Raw genomic sequence first — 20321 nt, forward strand, 5'->3', positions numbered from 1 at the left:
AGCCGGTCAGCGAAGAAGGCAAATGATTTTGCCTTCTTCTCAAAGTTTAACTCCGACAGGAGAAGTGTGTGAAAGATTTACTTAAGTTTCTTAAGCAACAGAATCAAACCGAAGATTTCGATGGTATTCGCATCGGCTTAGCATCACCAGATTTGATGCGTTCTTGGTCATTTGGTGAAGTTAAAAAGCCAGAAACCATTAACTACCGTACTTTTAAGCCAGAACGTGACGGTTTATTCTGTGCACGTATTTTTGGTCCAGTAAAAGACTATGAATGTCTTTGTGGCAAATACAAGCGCTTAAAGCATCGTGGTGTTATCTGTGAAAAATGTGGCGTTGAAGTTACATTGACTAAAGTTCGTCGTGACCGTATGGGTCATATCGAATTAGCAAGTCCAGTGGCTCACATTTGGTTCTTAAAATCATTACCATCACGTATTGGTTTATTACTTGATATGACGTTACGTGATATCGAGCGAGTGCTTTATTTTGAATCATATGTTGTAACTGAACCTGGTTTAACAACATTAGAAAAAAGCCAAATTCTAACGGAAGAAGAATATCTTGACGCGTTAGAAGAGCACGGTGATGAATTCGACGCCCTAATGGGTGCTGAAGCTGTATTAGCTTTACTACAACAAATCGATCTTGATGGTGAAGTAGCGCAAATGCGTGAAGAATTACCAGAAATCGGTAGTGAAACTAAACGTAAAAAAATCACTAAGCGTTTAAAATTAATGGAAGCATTCGCTGCTTCAGGCAACAAGCCTGAGTGGATGATTATGAATGTTCTACCAATTTTACCGCCAGATTTACGTCCATTAGTACCACTAGATGGTGGTCGTTTCGCGACTTCAGATCTTAACGATCTATACCGTCGTGTTATTAACCGTAACAACCGTCTAAAACGTCTTCTAGACTTAGTTGCTCCAGATATTATCGTACGTAACGAAAAACGTATGTTACAAGAATCTGTTGATGCACTTTTAGATAACGGTCGTCGTGGTCGCGCTATTACTGGTTCTAACAAACGTCCTCTTAAATCTCTTGCCGATATGATTAAAGGTAAGCAAGGTCGTTTCCGTCAGAATTTACTAGGTAAGCGAGTTGATTATTCTGGTCGTTCTGTAATCACGGTTGGTCCAACGCTTAAACTACATCAGTGTGGTTTACCTAAGAAAATGGCACTTGAGTTATTCAAACCATTTATCTACGGTCTTTTAGAGCGTCGTGGTTTAGCTACTACAATTAAAGCGGCTAAGAAATTAGTTGAACGTGAAGGCGCTGAAGTTTGGGATGTACTTGATGAAGTAATCCGTGAACATCCAGTAATGCTTAACCGTGCACCAACACTTCATAGATTGGGTATCCAAGCTTTTGAACCTGTGTTGATTGAAGGTAAAGCAATTCACCTTCATCCACTAGTTTGTGCGGCATACAATGCCGATTTCGATGGTGACCAAATGGCGGTACACGTACCGTTGACAATCGAAGCACAAATGGAAGCACGTACGTTGATGATGTCAACGAATAACGTACTAGCACCAGCTAACGGTGAACCAATCATCGTACCATCACAGGATGTTGTATTAGGTTTATATTACCTAACAAGATTCCGTATCAATGGTTTAGGTGAAGGCATGTACTTCACTGACGAGAAAGAAGTAGAAAAGGCTTACCGTACTGGTGTAGCTGAACTTCATGCTCGCATTAAGGTTCGTATTACTGAGCACGTTAAAAATGCTGACGGTGAATGGGAACCAGTAACTAAATTACGTGATACTACCGTTGGTCGCGCAATTATGTGGCAAGTATGTCCTAAGGGCTTACCTTATGACTTAATTGACAAACCACTTGGTAAAAAGCCAATTTCTAAATTGATTAACCATTCTTACCGTAATTTAGGTTTGAAAGAAACGGTTATCTTTGCTGACCAAATCATGTACACAGGCTTCCATTATGCAATGATTGCAGGTTGTTCTGTTGGTATTGATGATATGGTTATTCCAGAAGCTAAGTACACGATTGTAGAAGAATCAGAAGCTGAAGTAGCTGAAATTCAAGCACAGTTTGAGCAAGGCCTAGTAACTGCCGGTGAAAAATACAACAAAGTAATCGATATTTGGTCGTCTGCGAACGAAAAAGTTTCGAAAGCAATGATGGATAACTTATCGAAAGAAATGGTTATGAACAAAGATGGTGTATTAGAAGAGCAAGACTCTTTTAACTCTATCTTTATGATGGCTGATTCAGGTGCTCGTGGTAGTGCTGCACAGATTCGTCAATTAGCTGGTATGCGTGGTTTGATGGCTAAACCAGATGGTTCAATCATCGAAACACCAATCAAAGCTAACTTCCGTGAAGGTCTGACTGTATTACAATACTTCATCTCAACTCATGGTGCGCGTAAAGGTCTTGCCGATACAGCACTTAAAACAGCTAACTCGGGTTACTTAACGCGTCGTTTAGTTGATGTTGCACAAGATTTAGTGGTAACAAACCATGACTGTGGTACACATGACGGTTTACTAATGACACCATTGATTGAAGGTGGTGATGTTGTTGAACCTTTACGTGAACGAGTTCTTGGCCGTGTTGTTTGTGATGATGTACTTATCCCAGGCACAGAAACAGTACTTCTTCCACGTAATACACTGATTGATGAAGCACTTTGTGATGTAATTGAAGAAAATTCAGTTGATCAAATTAAAGTACGCTCAATCATTACCTGTAAAACTGACTTTGGTATTTGTGCTAACTGTTACGGTCGTGATTTGGCCCGTGGTCATATGATCAACCAAGGTGAAGCTATTGGTGTAGTTGCTGCACAATCAATCGGTGAACCTGGTACACAGCTTACAATGCGTACGTTCCATATCGGTGGTGCTGCATCTCGTGCTACTGCTGAAAACAGCGTACAAGTTAAAAATACAGGTACTTTGAAATTACAAAACGCTAAGTTTGTAACAAATTCAGAGAAGCATCTTGTAATTACGTCACGTTCATCAGAGTTAACTATCATTGATGAAATGGGTCGTGAGAAAGAACGTTATAAAGTACCTTACGGTTCTGTACTTTCTAAAAATGACGGTCAAGCAGTTACCTCTGGCGATACTATCGCTAATTGGGACCCGCATACTCACCCTATTATCACAGAAGTTGCTGGTAAGGTTCAATTCGTTGATCTTGCAGATGGCATAACTATGGTTCGCCAAACTGATGAGTTAACAGGTTTATCAAGTATCGTTATTACTGATGCTGCACAACGTAATACTACCGGTAAAGAAATGCGTCCAGCATTGAAACTTGTAGATGCGAAAGGCAATGAAGTAATGATTGCTGGTACTGAAATACCAGCACTTTATTACTTACCAGGTAATGCGATTGTTAATCTTGAAGATGGCGCGGATGTTGGCGTTGGTGATGCACTAGCTCGTATACCACAAGCAAGTTCAAAGACTCGTGATATTACCGGTGGTCTTCCACGTGTAGCTGATTTATTTGAAGCGCGTAAACCTAAACTTCCTGCGATTCTTGCAGAGAAAACAGGTGTTGTTGCTTTCGGTAAAGAAACCAAAGGTAAAGTACGCTTATTGATTACTCAGCCTAGCGGTGAAGTTTACGAAGAGATGATCCCGAAAACGCGTTTATTGAATATCTATGAAGGTGAGCCAGTAATCAAAGGTGAAGTTATTGCCGATGGTCCTGAATCTCCACATGATATCTTGCGTTTACGTGGTGTTGCTCCAGTAGCTAACTACATTGTTAACGAAGTACAAGAAGTTTACCGTCTACAGGGTGTTAAGATTAACGATAAGCACATTGAAGTTATCGTACGTCAAATGATCCGTAAGTGTGAAATTCTTGATGCAGGTGATTCTACCTTCCTTAAAGGCGAGCAAGTTGAAGTGGCGCGAGTTAATATCTCAAACCGTGAACTTGAAGCTGAAGGTAAGCAACCAGCTGAATATGAAATGCAGATGATGGGTATTACTAAAGCATCTCTTGCAACTGAATCATTCATCTCAGCAGCCTCTTTCCAAGAAACTACACGTGTGCTTACAGAAGCCGCAGTAGCTGGTAAGAAAGATGGTCTTCGTGGCTTGAAAGAAAACGTTATCGTTGGTCGTTTAATACCAGCAGGTACCGGTTATTCTTACCATCAAGAACGTGCTAAAGCGAAAGCTAAAGCGAAAGAAAAAGTAGACACTACTGTATCAGCTGATGATGCAGAAAAGGCCCTTATGGATGCCTTAAACGGTGATTTACTGTCAGGTAATAATTAGTAACCCGTTATAGGGAATAGCCCGCTATTCCCTATAGTAAAGCGTTATTATAAAACCGTGCCTTGTAAAGGGCGCGGTTTTTTGCTTTTAAGGCAAGATCATTCGGCCTAAAGCAGTTAAACCTTGACAGCTCAATGATTGACCTATAGAATTTCGCGACCTTGTATTCTGTACTCAATGTGCGTAATGCAAAAGGTGTGATGAAATTCATGCTTTTATTGAGTCAGAATAAGGTAAAAATATTACGAGCGGGTAAACTTTTCCCATTGATTTAAAGTTTACGCAATTATTTATCAAGGCTACTTTCCTTGGTAACAACTAATCAGGAGCTATAATGGCAACTATTAACCAACTAGTACGCAAACCACGTGTTAGACAAGTAACAAAAAGTAACGTTCCAGCGTTACAAGCTTGTCCACAACGTCGTGGCGTTTGTACTCGTGTGTATACTACTACACCAAAAAAACCTAACTCAGCTTTACGTAAAGTAGCTCGTGTTCGTTTAACTAACGGCTTCGAAGTAACTTCATACATCGGTGGTGAAGGTCACAACTTACAAGAGCATAGCGTGATTTTAATCCGTGGTGGTCGTGTTAAAGATTTACCAGGTGTGCGTTATCACACTGTTCGTGGCGCACTAGATTGTTCTGGTGTAAGCGATAGAAGACAAGGCCGTTCTAAATACGGTGCTAAACGACCTAAATCTTAAGTTTCCATCCTTTATCTACTTGATAGATAAAAGATAAAAACGTTAAGTAAGGCCAAATTAAGAAATTTTTAAAATTTATATATTTTGGATTTATCCTGAATACTACGGAGAATTAAGATGCCAAGAAGACGCGTCGTTGGGCAACGTAAAATATTGCCAGATCCTAAGTTCCATAACGAACTTTTAGCAAAATTCATCAACATCCTTATGGTTGATGGTAAGAAATCTACTGCCGAAAAAATTGTTTACGGTGCATTAGATATTTTAGCTGACAAATCTGAAAAGCCTCAGTTAGAGCTTTTCGAAGAAGCTTTAGATAACATCCGCCCATCTGTCGAAGTTAAATCTCGTCGTGTTGGTGGTTCTACTTATCAAGTTCCAGTTGAAGTACGTCCAGTGCGTCGTAATGCTCTAGCCATGCGTTGGTTAGTTGAAGCAGCTCGTAAACGTGGTGAAAAATCAATGGCTCAGCGCCTAGCTAACGAAATGTTAGATGCGTCTGACAGCAAAGGTTCAGCGGTTAAGAAACGTGAAGACGTTCACCGTATGGCTGACGCTAACAAAGCATTCGCTCACTACCGCTGGTAAACTAGCAGTATTGACTGATTGTATTATCTACTTTTGGGTTTTACTCAAAGGTAGATACATGGCTAGCAAGAGTTTCTCTTGCTAGCCATACTCATTTTTACGGACTTGTACTTTTATCGGTTCGGATAATTAATAAAAGTCTTATTAATTAAGTGTTTGGGTTTTAATCTAACTCACTAATAAATACTTACTTAATAACATTTAACATATATTGTTTGTTGTATTGACCAGCAATAGTAAGAGGATTTCATCTTGGCCCGTATCACCCCTATAGAGCGCTACCGTAATATTGGTATCTGTGCGCATGTTGATGCAGGTAAGACGACGACTACAGAGCGCGTACTATTCTATACAGGTCTATCTCATAAAATTGGTGAAGTGCATGATGGCGCGGCCACTATGGACTGGATGGAACAAGAGCAAGAACGCGGTATTACCATAACTTCAGCAGCAACAACTTGTTTCTGGAAAGGTATGGAAGGTCAATTTGATGATCATCGTATCAATATCATTGATACGCCAGGTCACGTTGATTTTACTATTGAAGTTGAACGTTCTTTACGTGTTCTTGATGGTGCTGTACTTGTGCTATGTGGTTCGTCAGGTGTTCAGCCGCAAACTGAAACAGTTTGGCGTCAAATGGAAAAATATGCAGTGCCTCGCATCGTTTTTGTCAATAAAATGGACAGAACCGGCGCAGACTTCTTGTATGTTGTTGAGCAGCTTAAAACTCGTCTAGGTGCAAATGCAGTACCTATTCATTTAGCTATCGGTGCAGAAGACGAGTTTGAAGGTGTTGTTGACCTGATTAAAATGAAGGCCATTAACTGGAACGAAAGTGATCAGGGCATGACGTTCAGCTATGAAGAGATTCCTGCAAATATGCAAGAGATGGCTGAAGAATGGCGTGAAAATTTAATTTCAGAAGCGGCAGAAGCCAATGAAGAATTAATGGATAAGTACCTTGAAGAAGGTGATTTAACCGAAGAAGAGATTAAACTAGGTTTACGTGCACGTACACTGGCTAATGAAATTATCTTGTGTAGTTGTGGTAGTGCCTTTAAAAATAAGGGTGTACAAGCAGTGCTTGATGCCGTTGTTGAATACCTACCTTCGCCGACAGAAGTTGCCGCGATTACTGGTATTAATGATGATAAAGATGAAACCGAAGGTACTCGCTCTGCTGATGATGATGAACCTTTTGCAGCGCTTGCTTTCAAAATAGCAACAGACCCATTTGTTGGTACCCTGACATTCTTCCGTGTATATTCCGGTGTAGTGCAAACAGGTGATAGTGTTTACAACCCAGTAAAGGGTAAAAAAGAGCGCTTTGGCCGCATTGTACAAATGCATGCCAACGACAGACAAGAGATTAAAGAAGTTCGCGCGGGTGATATAGCCGCAGCAATTGGTTTGAAAGATGTCACTACGGGTGATACTTTATGTGATATCAAAAATGTTATCACACTAGAGCGAATGGAATTTCCTGAACCGGTAATTTCAGTTGCGGTAGAGCCAAGAACGCTAGCAGCACAAGAGAAAATGGGTGTTGCTTTAGGTAAACTTGCCGCAGAAGATCCTTCGTTCAGAGTGGCAACTGACGACGAAACTGGACAGACCATCATCTCGGGTATGGGTGAACTACACTTAGATATCCTTGTTGAACGTATGAAGCGTGAATTTGGTGTTGAGTGTAACGTTGGTAATCCGCAAGTATCTTACCGAGAAACTATTCGTGGTACGGTTGAAGTTGAAGGTAAATTTATACGTCAATCAGGCGGTAAAGGTCAATTTGGCCATGTTTGGTTGAAAATGGAACCAAATGAAGAAGGCGCTGGTTTTGAGTTCTTTAACGAAATCGTTGGCGGTACAGTACCAAAAGAATTTATACCTGCAGTAGAAAAAGGCTGTAGAGATCAAATGGACAGCGGTGTTTTAGCCGGTTATCCATTATTAGATATTAAAGTCACCTTGTATGACGGCTCTTTCCATGATGTTGACTCTAACGAGATAGCATTTAAAGTAGCTGCTTCAATGGGCTTTAGAAAAGGTGCGCTAGAAGCGAACCCTGTTATTTTAGAACCGATGATGAAAGTTGAAGTTACTACACCAGATGCCAATATGGGTGATGTTGTAGGTGACTTAAATCGTCGACGCGGAATGATTGATGGTATGGATGAAGGTCCTGCCGGATTGAAAATTGTAAATGCATTGGTACCATTAGCCGAAATGTTCGGTTATGCTACCGACTTGCGTAGTGCTACTCAAGGCCGTGCATCTTACTCTATGGAGTTTCAGCAGTATAATGAAGCGCCGAAAATGGTAGCACAAAAAATTATGGAAACTCGTTAGAGCATCCATTAAAAGAATATTTTATTTTACATCTGGCAAGGTCATTTTGACTGCGCCTTTTAATTTATATTGTTTACTAAACTTTAAGGTAATTGAAAAATGGCTAAAGAAAAATTTGAACGTCTAAAACCACATGTTAACGTTGGTACTATCGGTCACGTAGATCACGGTAAAACAACATTAACTGCTGCTATCTCTGCAGTATTAACTAAAGTTCACGGTGGTGAAGTTAAAGATTTCGCACAAATCGATAACGCTCCTGAAGAACGTGAACGTGGTATTACAATCAATACTTCTCACATCGAATACGATACAGCTGCACGTCACTATGCACACGTAGATTGTCCTGGTCACGCCGATTATATCAAAAATATGATCACTGGTGCTGCACAAATGGATGGCGCTATCTTAGTAGTTGCTGCTACAGATGGTCCTATGCCACAAACACGTGAGCACATCTTATTGTCTCGCCAAGTTGGTGTTCCTTTCATTATCGTTTTCATGAACAAATGTGATGTTGTTGATGATGAAGAATTGTTAGAGCTAGTAGAAATGGAAGTTCGTGAACTTCTTTCTGAATATGATTTCCCTGGTGATGATTTACCAGTAATTCAAGGTTCAGCTTTAGGCGCTCTTCAAGGCAATGAAGCATGGGAAGCGAAAATCATTGAGCTTGCTGATGCATTAGATACTTACATTCCAGAGCCAGAGCGTGCAATCGACGGAGCATTCATCATGCCTATCGAAGATGTATTCTCAATCTCAGGTCGTGGTACTGTTGTTACTGGTCGTGTTGAACGTGGTATCATCAGAATTGGTGAAGAAGTAGAAGTTGTTGGTATCCGTGATACACAAAAATCAACTTGTACTGGTGTTGAAATGTTCCGTAAGCTTCTTGACGAAGGTCGTGCTGGCGAGAACTGTGGTGTTCTTCTACGTGGTCTTAAGCGTGAAGATGTTGAACGTGGTCAAGTACTATGTGCTCCTGGTTCAATTTTACCACACACTAAATTCGAATCTGAAGTTTATGTTCTTTCGAAAGATGAAGGTGGTCGTCATACTCCATTCTTCAAAGGATACCGTCCACAGTTTTACTTCCGTACAACAGATATCACAGGTGCTGTAGAGCTTCCTGAAGGTGTTGAAATGGTAATGCCTGGCGACAACCTTAAGTTTGTTGTTGAGCTAATCAACCCAGTAGCGATGGACGAAGGTTTACGCTTCGCTATCCGTGAAGGTGGTCGTACTGTTGGTGCTGGTGTTGTTTCTAAGATTATGGCTTAATTGATAACTAATTTTCGCTAGAATTCGTGTTAGCGGCATTGGAAGTACTCATTGACTCACGTCAACTCCGTGCTTCCGCTTTGCTAACACTTCATCTAGCAGTAAATTAATTTATCAATCCATATTAGAAATAATATTGAATAAAGAAGGTCGCTAACGCGGCCTTTTTTGATCCTGCTTATTAGAGAATGCAGGACGCACATTCTCCTGTTCGCGCTGATTAACGAGGAAATAACATGACTTGGCAAAGTACACTCACTTGGCAAAATGCTCAAAAAAGAGCCCTGATACTCCAACAAATAAGACAGTTCTTTGCTGAGCGTCAAGTTATAGAGGTGGAAACACCTGCCTTATCTCAAGGTACCGTGACAGATGTCTATTTGGATGCCATCTCCTGCAAGTATAATTTTTTAGCGGATAGCCCTGCGGATCATTCGACAGAGTTGTTTTTACAAACCTCACCAGAATTTCATATGAAGCGACTACTTGCCTCAGGCTATGGTTGTATTTATCAAATAGCAAAGGCCTTTCGTCACGAAGAGTCAGGAAGTCATCACAATCCTGAGTTTACGATGCTTGAATGGTACCGTATTGGCTTTGACCAGTTTGCTCTGATGTCTGAGGTGGCAGAACTACTTAAAGTCGTTTTAGGTGGTAATAAGGCGGTATTTAGTACCTATCAGAATATATTTATTGAGACAGTTACTGTAGATCCTTTAACCGCAACTTTCGAGGAGCTTGTCGAGCTATTAAATAAGCATGAGAAGTCAGCTGATTGGCTAATTGAAATGAACGATCCTGACTTATTATTGCAATTTATTTTCACTGAAATTATTGAACCAACCGTTGGTATCAACCAACCGCAATTTATTTATGACTTTCCGATAGCGCAAGCATCATTGGCACAAAGATCAATTGACGATCCTCGGGTTGCACAACGATTTGAATGTTATTTCAAAGGTATTGAATTGGTTAATGGTTTTAATGAATTAACCGATGCTAATGAACAGGTGTTACGTTTTGAAGAAGATAATGCCAAAAGAAAGAATCAAGGTTTGCCAGTTAAAGCTATTGATGGAAACTTTATCGCAGCATTAAATCATGGATTACCACCGTGTTCAGGAGTCGCTTTAGGAATTGATAGGTTGGTGATGTTAGCGCTTGATATCAAAAATATCAGTGAAGTGCAGAGCTTCTCAATAGAACGAGCTTAGAGGTAAATAAACAAAATCGAGATACGTGCTTGTTGTGCATACACCTTTTGTACCTCTATAAAGAAGTTAAGCTCTAATTAGCTCTTCGTTCTATGAATTTATTTAGTACTATTTTGACTCTTTAGTAAGGATTTTAACCATTTGGGTTGTTTATAGTCCTCGGAATGTTTAACACGGTATAGTCTAAAATTACCATGACCTAACAAACGTTCAGGATAACGTTCAAAGCGTTGCTCAAAGTCTCCGTCTATCATATCTCTACTTTGGTACCTTAAAGTAATCTGACTCGCAAAATGAAAACCTTTCAGCTTTGTTTTTAATTCACCATTACTTTGTTGTAACCACTCAGGGTTAAAAGTCATAGTTATTGGATAAGATGAACCAGGAGAATAAACAGTTAAGGTAGCCATCTGTTCTGGTTGGTACACCAATGTAGCGAAATTTAATTCATCTTCATTTGAATGCTCTAATATTCCAGACCAGTAACCAAACCTCTCTTTTTTATGTTTTAAAACTATAGCTTTTAATTTTTTAGATTCTTGCGCAATAAATCGTTCAGGTGTTGTTTTAGATTTTGTTGCTTTAAGTTTATAACTTGAGCTGTAAATACTTGCTGATGATAGCCTAACGGTTTCTGTCACCAAGTAATCTTGACCTATGAACTTTGTAAGAGAAATTTTTAATGGTAAATTCTCATCAGCCGTTACAGTAAAAATATGACAGTTAAATTCATCACATTCTATGTCTTCATTTTGAAACGAAACACTTTCATGGAATTGCATACCAGATGCAATATTGAAGGAGGTGAGACTGTGCTGGTTATCGGGCATTATTTTTAATACTTTAAATTCAGCCCCTGAACGGCTAATCCCTTCCCAAATGCCAATGGGTAGCGTTTTTTTTGAGCGTTGTGCATGACTACTCTTTGTTTTAGTCTCTAATACTTTTTTTTGGTAATTATTGTTTGGTTGTGAACTGCAACTAATAACATTCATTAGTAAAATAATAATGAATATTTTCATCATACTTCCTTTTTTAGCTTTCTTAGAAAACATTATATTAATTCATCGTGGGAGTGTTTTAAATATTTATATAATAAATGGGATTAGAGTAAATTTAAAGTCACGACAGCATCAAGAAGAAGCCCTCATACTTTTCTCCCTTTGGAATCCCTCAGTGCTGCTACATTAATCGTAATCCACCATCCAGTGCAATATCTTCGACGCACAGCAATGAAGGCACATCAGAACAATATGCTCCTGCATTGTCTAATAAGATACATATTGACCATCATATCCACATTGCTTTTGCCATCATCCCTGATGAACATACGTGAACACTTTCATTCATTTCAGCGTTTGTTCAAGTAGATTGGTTGCTTGTTTCATCTATGGTCATATCTAACAGTTCAAAAGCTTTTTCTCGTTATTACACTTTGCTGCTGCCAAACCCTCCAAATCCCATCTCAGCAATTCAACCACCAACTAGCAAAGGTAGACCTCGACCCGAGACAGGACGTCGAGGGCTGCCGTTGTTCAGGGAAGATAAATCGGCAGGAATCGTGGTTTACGCTAGTTGAAATTGAAGGCTGAATGTTCTGCGGAGTAGGGGCGAAGGGGTTCCAAGGTACGCCGCCCCTTGGGTGTTGTCGCCACCACGACGTCAAACAGAGAAACAAAGCTGCAAGCGATCAATTAATCACCAGAAAGATAAACTAGCTGTTATTCGTGCCTATTTTGGATGAATACGTCAGTTAACAGGCACAAAAAAAGCTAAAAGAGTTTTCTCTTTTAGCTTTTTATTTTACTGCTGAGATATTAAATTAACAAAGTAACTAAATACCATCACCATCAGTATGCAAGCCACATTCACGTTGACCAGCACCAAAGCGTGTTTCTTCTTCAGTCATACCAAGTGTTAGTGGACGAGTACTGTGCACATCACCCACTGAGACATAACCTTCTTCCCATAGAGGGTGATACGGTAAGTTGTGCTTAGTTAGGTACTCATACACATCTTTATTAGTCCAATCAATAATAGGATGAACTTTATAACGACCACGTAATGTGCTCACAACACCTAAGCTCTCGCGATGCTCTGATTGCTGACGACGCACGCCAGAAAACCAAGTATTTGCTTCAAGCTCAGACAAACCACGTTCTAACGGTTCAACTTTATTACGGCGATTATAAGCTTTCAAAGTATCATCACTTTGCGCCCATTCTTCACCATATTTAGCAAGTTGCCATGCCGCGCTTTCTTTGGCTTGGTAAACTTGTAAGTTCAAACCTAAACGGTCAGTTAACTGCTCAATGAAACGATAAGTCTCAGGGAACAAATGGCCAGTATCAGTAACTAAAACCGGAATATTGCTATTTACTTGGGTAAGTAAGTGCAACATTACCGCTGATTGAATACCAAAGCTTGATGATAAAACAAAATTACCAGGTAAATGGTCCATTGCCCATTCTGTACGAGCAAGTGCACCTTTAGTTTCTAATGTTTCATTCCATCCGCTTAAAGCAGGATTAGGAAAGGCTGCTTCAAAAGGGCTCGTAAGCACTTTCTCAGCGACACTTGCACTTGAATTAGGCATGATGAAAGTCCTTAAAGCTGACAATAACTTGTTCTACGATGCCAGCACGAATAACAAAATCACCGAAGGCTTCATTATCATTACGTTCTGCAGACCAACGGGCACTTAATGCATCAATTTCGCTTAATACACCTGCTTCATCAACGTTTTCTTTATAAAGCTTAGGTACACGAGAGCCGGCTAAATCACTGCCTAAATACATATTGTATTTACCAGGACCTTTACCCACTAAACCAATTTCAGCAAGCATTGCACGGCCACAACCATTTGGGCAGCCAGTAACGCGTAAAATGATGCTTTCGTCTTTTAAGTTATTCTTTTCAAGAATTGCTTCAACATCGTCTACTAAAGTCGGTAAATAACGTTCTGCTTCAGCCATTGCTAATGGACAAGTAGGGAAAGCCACACAAGCCATTGATGCTTTACGCTGATTAGAAACACCATCATTTAATAAACCATTGTCACGAGCCAGTTGCTCAATAACTGCTTTATCAGCTTCTGCAACACCAGCAACAATTAAGTTTTGGTTTGCAGTTAAGCGGAAATCACCTTGATGAATTTTGGCGATTTCTCGCATACCCGTTTTTAATGTTTTACCATCAAAATCAGCTCTTTCTGAATCAAGTATGCGGCCATTTTCAATGAATAATGTAAGGTGATGTTTACCATCAATACCTTCAACCCAACCAAAGCTATCGCCACGGTGAGTAAATTCATATGAACGAGACTCTGAGAATTCAACACCAGCACGTTTCTCAACTTCAGCTTTAAAGGTATCAACACCAACTCGGTCTAATGTGTATTTAGTTTTAGCATTTTTACGGTTAACACGGTTACCCCAATCACGCTGAACTGTTACAACAGCAGCAGCAATTGCTAAAGTGTCTTCTTTTGCAATAAAACCAAAGTCGTCAGCACAGCGAGGATAAGTACCTTTATCACCATGAGTCATGGCTAAACCGCCACCAACAAGTACGTTAAAACCAATCAGCTTGCCACCTTCGCTAATCGCAACAAAGTTCAAATCATTGGCGTGAACATCAATGTCATTATTTGGTGGAATAACTACGGTCGTTTTAAATTTACGTGGTAAATAATTACTACCTAAAATAGGCTCAATTTCATCAGCTTCAGTGGTTTCAACTTTTTCTTCATCTAACCAAATTTCAGCATAAGCACGAGTTTTTGGTAATAAATGTTCACTTAACTTAGTTGCCCACTCGTAAGCTTCTTGATGTAATGTAGATTCAACCGGATTAGAAGTACAAAGTACGTTACGGTTAACATCACCAGCAGTGGCGATTGAATCTAAACCAACACTGTTAAGTGTTTGGTGCATCAATTTGATATTTGGCTTTAAAACACCGTGAAACTGAAAAGTTTGACGTGTAGTTAAGCGGATACTACCGTAAGAGGTATAATCATCGGCAAATTTATCAATAGCCAACCATTGTGTTGGGTTGATAATACCACCGGGTAAACGTGCTCTAAGCATAACGTTATGTAGTGGTTCAAGCTTTTGCTTTTGACGCTCAGCACGAATATCACGGTCATCTTGTTGGTACATGCCATGAGTACGGATCAACTGGAAATTATCGCTTGTAAAGCCACCTGTCATTCTATCTTGCAGGTCTTCTTTGATTGTACCGCGCAGGTAATCACTTTCCGCTTTTAAACGCTCATTATCGGCCTGTTTACCTTCAACAACCAATACTGGATTTTCAACTTTTGTGAAATTGTTGCTCATTAGTAAACATCCTTCTGGTAACGCTTATTAGATCGTAGTGACTTTAAATAGTCTTCTGCTTGCTCGGCGCTTAATTTGCCGTGCTCTTGAATGATTTCCACCAATGTTTGATGAACATCTTTAGCCATGCGATTAGCATCACCACAAATATATAAGTGAGCTCCACGCTCTAACCAAGAAAAAACTTCACTTGCTTGTTCTTTTAAGCGATCTTGTACATAGATTTTTTCTGCTTGGTCACGAGAAAATGCTACGTCCATGCGTGTTAACAAACCTGATTTTAAATAGTTTTGCCATTCAACTTGGTATAAGAAATCTTGTGTGAATGTTTGATCACCAAAGAACATCCAGTTATCACCACTTGCTTCGCGTGCTTCACGTTCTTGCATGAATGCTCTAAATGGCGCAACACCCGTACCTGGTCCAATCATGATCACTGGCGTATCGTCTGATTGTGGTAAACGGAAGTTATCGTTATGTTCAACAAAAACACGTACTTTTTGGCCTTCTTCTAAACGCTGTGTTAAGAAACCTGAAGCACCGCCAGTGCGAGTATCGCCGTTAGCATCATAGCTAACTACACCAACGGTTAAGTGAACTTCTTCTTCTACTTCAGATTGAGCAGAAGCAATTGAATATAAACGTGGTGTTATTTTACGTAATGCATTTACAAAACTTTGTGCATCAACGTCAGCCTTAGCTAAGTTCACTACATCAATAATTTGATGTTCACCAGCAAACTCACGCGCTGCATTTTTATCTTTTGCTACGGCAAGTAATTTACCGTTTTGAGAGTGTTGTGCCCAAAACTCAATAAATGCTGGCGCTGTTTGGGTAATCTCTAATTGACTGATTAACGCTTCTTGTAATGAAAGTTCTTGTACTTCACCAGACACTTTTAAAGTAATTTTTTCATCACCAGAAAAGTTAAGTTCAGTAAGTAATTTAGCAACAAGTGTTTCGTCATTTTCAAACCAAACGCCTAATGCATCACCTACTTGGTAAGTTAAACCAGACTCAGCTAAATCTATTTCAATGTGACGAACATCCTTTGCTGAATCACGACCAGTGATTTTTTGACTTAATGAGAATTCAGCAGCAAATGGATTTTGCTTTGAATACTGACTAGTAGCGCCTGCTGTTGGTAAATCGCCTATATAACTAACTGGCGTTAAAGCGGCATCAGCTTGAGTTAATTCATCTTTAAGTGATTCAACAATACTTAAGGTCCAGCTTTCGCATTCGCTGTCATAATCAACATCGCAATCTAGGCGTGGCGCAACTTGTTTTGCCCCTAATGCTTGTAGACGTTCGTCAAAGTCTTTACCTGTTTGGCAGAAAAACTCATAACTGCTGTCACCTAGCGCTAATACGCTGTAACTTAAGTTAGGTAATTTAGGGGCTTTTTTACCGAGTAAAAACTCATGAAACTCAATCGCGTCATCAGGCGCTTCGCCTTCACCATTAGTACTGGCTACAATGAGTAGATGACTTTCATTTTTTAATGACTTGGCTTTATAATCGGCAATGTTTTTAAGAACTACAGTAATGCCTGCTGCTTTTACGCTTTTCTCAAGCTGGCTAGCAACACCTTTAGCATTACCTGTTTGCGACGCATATAATATAGTTAACGTTTTGGCAGCAACCGGTGTTGCAACCGGAGCTAGCTGGGCATGGTGACCTTGTTCGCTTTTCGCCGCTAAATAACCACTTGCCCAAGCAAGTTGCAGTGAAGAGTAATCAGCAACGCTTTGCTGTAGTGAAGCTAGTTGACTAGCATCTAAGGCACTACTATTGTTTGCTGAATTTGATGTATTTTGATTTAATAAGCGCTGCTCTGGCAACATAACTATTTCACCCATGTTAATTGATGGGTGAAGAATAGACAAATTCCAGTCAGATCAAAAGGAATAGATAGCGATTTTTTATTCCAAAATGGAATATAGGATTATGAAATAATTTAATTAATGTTATGTGCACTGTCTTAGAGGGACTGTATGAGGATAATTTCAAAGAATAAAGTGCAATATTACTGCTTTAGTTTGCTCTTTATTTTGGCTACGTTTGTTGGTTTGAGTCACGCTTCAGAAAAAAAGACAGCAAATATTTACACGTATAAGTCAACTTCAGGGGTTACCTCCTTTTCTGATATTGAACCATTGGATGTTAATTTCAGTCGTTATCGGTTTGATTGTTATGCCTGCGAAGTTGACTCATTGATTAATTGGCGTAAAGCAAAGCTGTATCTACAGCCTTATAAGAATGATATAAACCAAGCAGCACTAAAATACGGTGTTGACCCTGCTTTTGTACGGGCCGTTATTCATGCGGAATCTCACTTCAATGCTCAAGCCGTATCTAAACAAGGTGCGCAAGGATTAATGCAATTAATGCCCGCTACAGCCAAAGAATTAGGTGTGAAAAATTCGTTAAGTGCTGAGCAAAATATTAAAGGTGGCGTTAAACATTTAGCGCGCTTACTCAGAAAATACAAAGGTGATAATGAGTTAGTTTCTGCAGCCTATAATGCTGGCGAGGGTGCTGTTAAAAAGCACGGTGGTATTCCGCCTTATAAAGAAACCCAAGTATATGTAGAGCGGGTGGGCATTTTACATAAACGTTATGGTCGTTTTTCTCATGTGACAAACTAGCACTGATAGTACAGTGTAGAGATTTTATCAGTAATAAAAAAGCCGTACGTATCAATGATACTTACGGCTTTTTCTGTTTACCAGTAAATCGATTAAAGGCGGCGGTTACGTCTTGTTAAAGCTAACAAAGCGATAGCAAATAACGATATTGTCATAGGTTCCGGAATAGGAGTGCTTTGAGACTGGCTTGGGTTAGCGCTGAATTCAGTTACATGACTGATGCGGCCAATAGTAAAGTTATCAATTACACCCGCTGATTTTAGGTCGATAACGGCAAATGATAAATAACCACTGTTTTTAAATAACAAGTGTGATTGTATGTTGCTATCTGTGCTATCTTTTTTTCCATTTCCATGGCCAATTTTTAATAAAAAATAAGCTGGAGTATTATCCCCTAAATCCATAAAAAAAACATTATCTTCATCTGTTAGAGACGACCATGTAAATTCTCTTTCCTCGTACTTTTTATCAAAAGTGATTGATTCATTGTCTAGGATATCAATCACCCAGTCTAGTTCGCTTTGTTGGCTACTGTTTTTGTCGAATAATTTACTCGCAATAAATTTATCAACACCACCAACATCTTTCAGCAGAGTGGCTGAGGTATTAGTAGAAACAAAAAATGAAATGGCAAAAACTACGATTGAACAAAACTTCATGAAATATCCTTTTAAATCATTATGATGTTCAGTTAAGCAAAAATCGAGCCGTAAATATAAAGTGATATTTTACAATGTGTTGCATTAAAGTTGGTAGTTTGTACTAATTTAGCGTAAAAAAATCTGACACTATTGCCGGTCTCGCTGTTCCTGCTTTGTAAGTGTTATGGGAGATGGTAGGTATAAATTGAGTTATAAAAAAGTAAAAAGGCCGTGGATATTTGCATATGCACGACCTTAATTATATTTTTTCTTGAACGGATTACTTCTTAGAAATGAACAACAGCACCGGCAAAGAAACCGTCATAAGTTAAATCACTGTAGAAGTCATCTATGTCATTTATTTCCATTTTCACGGAGCGATAACCTAACGTTACGTCAAAATCTACTGCAAGGTTATCTAATATCGCATAGCTCACACCAATTTGGGCGTCATAAATAGTTTGGTCGTCATAGCTAATGAAGTTAGCTTCAGCAAATACGTTTAAACCAGTAAAAGGTAGACCAATAATCGTTGAAACATAAGCCATTGGGATGATACCTGATACATTGGTATCACTGCTTGTACTTGTATCTGATACTTTAATATGGGCATCTAGATCACGTGCGGTTAAACCAAAGTCAAAGGTTAGCAGGTCATTATCAAATACTTCATAATATAAAGTGTAATCAACAAAGCTAGCATCAAGTGTGGTATCTAAAGTCTCATTAGCGCTAAACGATTCACCACCGAAAGAGAAGTTACTTGTGATTTGAGTACCACCAACCGTATCAAGGCTTGTTGAAGCGATTTTTATGTTTGGAATTAATGGAATTGGGTGTTCAAGGGCAACATAGAAGCTACCTTGGTTTTCATCATCAAAGTCAAAAACTGATTGGTTATCAGTGCCTTCACCAAAGCTACCACTAGCTTCGTTAGCCCAAACTTGGCCACCGATATACAAACCTAATAAAGTATCGGCCTGAGCGCTGCCACACATTAAAGCTGCTACGCTGGCAGCTAATAAAGTTTTTTTCATGTTGTTATCCTTTGGTTAAAAGTTCATTTAAATCGATTAATGCTGCATTAGCGCGAGAGATATAGTTAGCCATTACCAATGAGTGATTGGCAACAAGACCAAAGCCACTGCCGTTTAATATCATTGGGCTCCATAAGGATTCTTGGCTTGCTTCTAGCTCACGAATAATTTGTTGTAAGCTGATTTTGGCATTCTTGTTTTCTAACACACTATTAAAATCTATTTCAATTGCTCTCAGTAATTGCAGTAAGGCCCAAGTTGCACCTCTGGCTTCATAGAAAACATCATCAATTTTCCACCAATCGGTTTGTAATTGTAAATGAGAAACACCTTGGCTTGATTGCTCTGCAGTTCTATCACCCGCTAAGTCAGTGTTAACTTGCTCACGACCAACACTCATACTTAAACGATGTGAGTAACTACCTAAACGTTTTTGCACTTCTTCTATATAAGCACGTAAATTATCAGCACGGGCGTAAAATTGTGCTTTTTGATTGCCGTTAGTACTTACCAAAGCAGAACGATAGGCATAAAGCTGTTTAATTGCTTCACTATATTCAGACTCAGCACTAGGTACTGCCCAGTTTTTACTATCGATATTAAAACGAGGCTGTGCTTCCTGTAAGTGCTTGTTCACTAATGATTGTGATTGTGATCGGCTAAAATCTTTACGCATAACCAACGCCATATCACGAACCATTTCTAATACACCAAACTCCCAAGCAGGCATATTATCTAAAAATAATGAAGGTGGCAGAATGTCATTTGATAAATAGCCGCCAGGTTTATGCAATAACGCTTCGCTAACTTTTATTAACGCTGTTGTGGTGGTGTAACCAACGACTGGTGCGACATTTTCAGCTTTAGCTGCTTGGGTTACTTCAGCGTGAATATTGATGGATGCTGGCTCACTACTCCAATAAACACCAATGCCGTATAAAAGAAAAAATATGCCGGTAAAAATCCAGACAATTAATTTTGTAGAAAACATTGTTTTCATATCCACTCCAAGGATGAGGTTGTTGATATTGTACTTTTATACTCGTTCTACTACAAGATGTTGGTTTCAGCAAGTAGAGAAATGGTTAGCTACAAGGCCTTGATTAAAGAGAATAGTTATTCAGGAGAATATGCTCCTGCATTCTCTAATAAGCTACATCCATGTAGCGTTATTGTCAAAATCAATAACGCAGGAGATGACCATTTATCGGCTTGT

At 39.4% G+C, this 20321-nt stretch carries 14 protein-coding genes; 7 read left to right on the top strand and 7 right to left on the bottom strand.

Annotation, left to right across the window (positions count from 1 at the left end):
• Window positions 1-68: 68 nt before the first annotated feature.
• The 6 genes from rpoC (at window position 69) to epmA (ending at window position 10433) form a co-directional block, all read left to right on the top strand.
• Window positions 69-4286, top strand: a complete 4218-nt coding sequence (gene rpoC / locus CXF85_RS18915) for a DNA-directed RNA polymerase subunit beta' (protein ID WP_101230187.1) — start codon at window positions 69-71, stop codon at window positions 4284-4286.
• Window positions 4287-4620: 334 nt separating this feature from the next.
• Window positions 4621-4995, top strand: a complete 375-nt coding sequence (rpsL, locus tag CXF85_RS18920; RefSeq protein ID WP_011045492.1) for a 30S ribosomal protein S12 — start codon at window positions 4621-4623, stop codon at window positions 4993-4995.
• A gap of 117 nt (window positions 4996-5112) precedes the next feature.
• Entirely contained in the window at window positions 5113-5583 is a 471-nt protein-coding gene (gene rpsG, locus CXF85_RS18925) for a 30S ribosomal protein S7 (protein WP_101230188.1), read from the top strand.
• A 252-nt stretch (window positions 5584-5835) separates the two neighbouring features.
• A complete protein-coding gene (fusA, locus tag CXF85_RS18930) occupies window positions 5836-7935 on the top strand; it encodes an elongation factor G (RefSeq protein WP_101230189.1) in 2100 nt (699 codons plus the stop codon).
• Between the two features lie 99 nt (window positions 7936-8034).
• Window positions 8035-9219: an elongation factor Tu gene (tuf, locus tag CXF85_RS18935; protein ID WP_101230190.1), complete on the top strand. Its 1185-nt coding sequence runs from the start codon at window positions 8035-8037 to the stop codon at window positions 9217-9219.
• 236 nt (window positions 9220-9455) lie between these two features.
• Window positions 9456-10433, top strand: coding sequence for an elongation factor P--(R)-beta-lysine ligase (epmA, locus tag CXF85_RS18940; RefSeq protein WP_101230191.1), 978 nt, complete (start codon window positions 9456-9458; stop codon window positions 10431-10433).
• A 98-nt stretch (window positions 10434-10531) separates the two neighbouring features.
• Here the strand turns inward: epmA and CXF85_RS18945 are convergent, their stop codons facing one another.
• From CXF85_RS18945 to CXF85_RS18960, 4 genes are all read right to left on the bottom strand, one after another.
• Window positions 10532-11455, bottom strand: a complete 924-nt coding sequence (locus CXF85_RS18945; protein WP_101230192.1) for a hypothetical protein — start codon at window positions 11453-11455, stop codon at window positions 10532-10534.
• A gap of 812 nt (window positions 11456-12267) precedes the next feature.
• Window positions 12268-13029, bottom strand: coding sequence for a phosphoadenylyl-sulfate reductase (locus tag CXF85_RS18950; protein WP_101230193.1), 762 nt, complete (start codon window positions 13027-13029; stop codon window positions 12268-12270).
• A complete protein-coding gene (gene cysI / locus CXF85_RS18955) occupies window positions 13022-14776 on the bottom strand; it encodes an assimilatory sulfite reductase (NADPH) hemoprotein subunit (RefSeq protein ID WP_101230194.1) in 1755 nt (584 codons plus the stop codon). The genes CXF85_RS18950 and cysI overlap by 8 nt, the downstream gene beginning before the upstream one ends.
• Window positions 14776-16623, bottom strand: coding sequence for an assimilatory sulfite reductase (NADPH) flavoprotein subunit (locus tag CXF85_RS18960; RefSeq protein WP_101230297.1), 1848 nt, complete (start codon window positions 16621-16623; stop codon window positions 14776-14778). The genes cysI and CXF85_RS18960 overlap by 1 nt, the downstream gene beginning before the upstream one ends.
• Before the next feature lie 150 nt (window positions 16624-16773).
• On the opposite strand from CXF85_RS18960, the gene CXF85_RS18965 reads away from it, so the two are divergent.
• Window positions 16774-17427, top strand: a complete 654-nt coding sequence (locus CXF85_RS18965; RefSeq protein WP_101230195.1) for a lytic transglycosylase domain-containing protein — start codon at window positions 16774-16776, stop codon at window positions 17425-17427.
• Between the two features lie 92 nt (window positions 17428-17519).
• Here CXF85_RS18965 and CXF85_RS18970 read toward each other — a convergent pair whose 3' ends face one another.
• From CXF85_RS18970 to CXF85_RS18980, 3 genes are all read right to left on the bottom strand, one after another.
• Window positions 17520-18086: a PEP-CTERM sorting domain-containing protein gene (locus tag CXF85_RS18970; RefSeq protein ID WP_101230196.1), complete on the bottom strand. Its 567-nt coding sequence runs from the start codon at window positions 18084-18086 to the stop codon at window positions 17520-17522.
• Window positions 18087-18355: 269 nt separating this feature from the next.
• On the bottom strand, window positions 18356-19105 hold the full coding sequence (locus tag CXF85_RS18975; protein WP_101230197.1) for a TIGR04219 family outer membrane beta-barrel protein: 750 nt from the start codon (window positions 19103-19105) through the stop codon (window positions 18356-18358).
• A 4-nt stretch (window positions 19106-19109) separates the two neighbouring features.
• Entirely contained in the window at window positions 19110-20105 is a 996-nt protein-coding gene (locus tag CXF85_RS18980; protein ID WP_101230198.1) for a DUF2333 family protein, read from the bottom strand.
• Window positions 20106-20321: the final 216 nt, after the last annotated feature.

The organism is Colwellia sp. 75C3 (assembly GCF_002836255.1).
In the GTDB taxonomy this organism is placed as follows: domain Bacteria; phylum Pseudomonadota; class Gammaproteobacteria; order Enterobacterales; family Alteromonadaceae; genus Colwellia.

Excerpts from the sequence above, each read along its gene's own strand:
- cysI (WP_101230194.1), bottom strand. The coding sequence starts at position 14,776 with ATGAGCAACAATTTCACAAAAGTTGAAAATCCAGTATTGGTTGTTGAA.
- CXF85_RS18960 (WP_101230297.1), bottom strand. The coding sequence starts at position 16,623 with ATGTTGCCAGAGCAGCGCTTATTAAATCAAAATACATCAAATTCAGCA.
- CXF85_RS18980 (WP_101230198.1), bottom strand. The coding sequence starts at position 20,105 with ATGAAAACAATGTTTTCTACAAAATTAATTGTCTGGATTTTTACCGGC.
- CXF85_RS18965 (WP_101230195.1), top strand. The coding sequence starts at position 16,774 with ATGAGGATAATTTCAAAGAATAAAGTGCAATATTACTGCTTTAGTTTG.
- rpsG (WP_101230188.1), top strand. The coding sequence starts at position 5,113 with ATGCCAAGAAGACGCGTCGTTGGGCAACGTAAAATATTGCCAGATCCT.
- CXF85_RS18970 (WP_101230196.1), bottom strand. The coding sequence starts at position 18,086 with ATGAAGTTTTGTTCAATCGTAGTTTTTGCCATTTCATTTTTTGTTTCT.
- CXF85_RS18975 (WP_101230197.1), bottom strand. The coding sequence starts at position 19,105 with ATGAAAAAAACTTTATTAGCTGCCAGCGTAGCAGCTTTAATGTGTGGC.
- rpsL (WP_011045492.1), top strand. The coding sequence starts at position 4,621 with ATGGCAACTATTAACCAACTAGTACGCAAACCACGTGTTAGACAAGTA.
- CXF85_RS18945 (WP_101230192.1), bottom strand. The coding sequence starts at position 11,455 with ATGAAAATATTCATTATTATTTTACTAATGAATGTTATTAGTTGCAGT.
- epmA (WP_101230191.1), top strand. The coding sequence starts at position 9,456 with ATGACTTGGCAAAGTACACTCACTTGGCAAAATGCTCAAAAAAGAGCC.
- tuf (WP_101230190.1), top strand. The coding sequence starts at position 8,035 with ATGGCTAAAGAAAAATTTGAACGTCTAAAACCACATGTTAACGTTGGT.
- CXF85_RS18950 (WP_101230193.1), bottom strand. The coding sequence starts at position 13,029 with ATGCCTAATTCAAGTGCAAGTGTCGCTGAGAAAGTGCTTACGAGCCCT.